The organism is Micromonospora sp. NPDC003776 (genome assembly GCF_053605645.1).
Genome location: NZ_JBSGJR010000827.1, coordinates 1 through 2,188, shown reverse-complemented (window position 1 = coordinate 2,188; position 2,188 = coordinate 1). Strand labels below are relative to the sequence as shown.

Below are 2,188 nucleotides of genomic sequence, written 5' to 3'. Positions count from 1 at the left end.
GGCCAGGAAGTAGGCGTGGTCGGCGTCGAGCCCGCGGCCCATCGTGGAGAGCCCCACCGGGCTGGCCCGCAGCGCCGCGTCGAGCCCGCCGGTGGGCACGGTGACGATCCGGTGCCGCTCGGCGAGGGGGGCCAGGTCCGCCGCCACCCGGGCGGCGAGGGCGGGGTCCAGCCCGTCGGGCACCACCAGCTCCGCCGGGGCGAGCGCCACCCGGCCGTACGCGGTGAGGCTGTGGTGGGAGACGCCCCGGTGCCGGGGCCGGGGGTCGGCGTCGGAGATCCGCAGCGAGCCGACCGCCCGACCGCCGAGGGTCGCCACCGCGTTGACCGCCTCGCCGACGGCCACCCCCGAGAAGCCCCAGCGGGTGCCGGTGCCGAGGTTGCCCGGGCCCTGGGCGACGATCGCGACGTCGGCGCGCAGCACGTGCCGGGCGGCGAGCAGCCCGCTGTGCAGGGTGCTGGCCTCCAGGTCGCCGCCGAACGCCTGGCCGACGCTGACCGTGCCGGCGAGGTGGCCGGCCAGCCCGGCCAGGGTGCGGGAGAACCAGGCGGGCAGCGCCCCACCGTCGGTGAGCAGGTACGCCACCCGGGCGTCCGGGGCGTCGGCGTGGAGGCCGGCGACGATCGCCGGGAGGGCGGAGTGCAGGTCGGCGGTGACCACCGGCATCCCGTCCAGGCTGTCCGCGGCGGCCAGCAGGTCGTGGTGCGGGGAGGCCTCCTCGTCCACGCCGAGCAGGATCGGTTGCAGCGGGGTGTAGCGGGCCTTGACCAGGTGGCCGGCGGCGCGGGTGTCGGCGGCCTCCGGCGGGTCGGCGGGCAGCCGGTCGGGCCGGGCGACGACGAGGGCGTATCCGCCGGTGCCGAGGCCCATCAAGAGGGCGCCGGCGTTGAGCAGCACCCGGTCGCCGGGCTCCGGGTCGCCGACCAGCGCCGGGTAGGCCAGGGCCCGCATCCGGCCGCCGTCGGGCAGGTCGACGTCTAGTTCGGTGGCGCCGGCCCACCGCCGCCGTACCGCCGCCACCGTCCCGGACCGCCATCGCACCATGCCCGGCACGCTATCGGCCGCCCGGCGAGCGGGGCGCGCCCGGGTCGCCCGGCCGCCGGGTCAGGAGCCGCCGGTGCGCTCGTCGACCGGGCGCTGGTCCTCGTCCTGGGTCGACCGGGCCCGGTGCCCCCCGCCGCCGGGCAGCGAGCGGGTCGGGTCGAGGAAGACGTACGCGATCTCCGGGTAGTGCTCGGTGAGCCGCCGTTCGGCCTCGTCGGCGGCGGCCTCGATGTCGGCGGCGGTGGCGTCGTCGCGGAAGTCGACCTTGGCGGCGACCAGGATGTCCTCCGGGCCCAGCAGCATGGTCATCAGGGTGTCGACCCGCTCCACCTCCGGCAGCCCCTCCAGCTCCTGCTCGATCCGCCGGTGCACCCGCTCGGACACCCCCCGGCCCACCAGCAGCGAGATGTTGCTGCGGGCCAGGATGCCGGCGACCACCAGCAGCAGCACGCCGATCAGGATCGAGGCGATGCCGTCGTAGAGCTCGTCGCCGGTGAGCTCGGACAGCCCGAGACCGACCCCGGCGATCAGCAGGCCGACCAGGGCGGCGCTGTCCTCCAGGAAGACCGCCTTCACCGTGGTGTCCGGGGTCAGCCGGAGGTAGCGGCGGGTGCTGGCCCGCCAGCGCCGGGACTCCCGGCGCACCTGCCGGATCGCCCGGGCCAGCGACACCGACTCGATCGCGAAGGAGACCACCAGCACGAGGTACGAGGCCAGGTAGTTGCCGGTGTGCTCGTGCACGAGGATCGTGGTGACGCCGTGGGTGATGGCGAAGCCCGCGCCGACGACGAAGGTGAACAGGGCGGCCAGGAAGGCCCAGACGTAGCTCTCCTTGCCGTACCCGAACGGGTGCCGGCGGTCGGCGGGGCGCGCTCCCCGCCGCAACGCCAGGTAGAGCAGCACCTCGGTGGTGGTGTCGGCGAGCGAGTGGGCGGCCTCGGAGAGCATCGCCGCCGAGCCGGAGATCAGGCCGGCGACCAGCTTGGCGACCGCGATGGCGAGGTTCGCCGCGCCGGCCACCACGACGGTGCCGACGCTCTCGCTCTTGGCTTCCGCTTCCGACATGCGCTCACCCTATGGCCGCTCCGGGAGGTCCGCCCGGTGAGCGGCGGCGGCCGGCGGCGGTGTGGCGCGGATCGCCCGG

General features: G+C 76.3%; 2 protein-coding genes. Both read right to left on the bottom strand.

The annotated features are described in order from the left end of the window. The coding region (locus ACWEVO_RS35395) for a DUF3866 family protein (RefSeq protein ID WP_452311763.1) at window positions 1-1,044 on the bottom strand (1,044 nt) is incomplete at its 3' end. A gap of 60 nt (window positions 1,045-1,104) precedes the next feature. After that, window positions 1,105-2,109, bottom strand: coding sequence for a cation diffusion facilitator family transporter (locus ACWEVO_RS35390; protein ID WP_452311762.1), 1,005 nt, complete (start codon window positions 2,107-2,109; stop codon window positions 1,105-1,107). Between the last annotated feature and the right edge of the window lie 79 nt (window positions 2,110-2,188).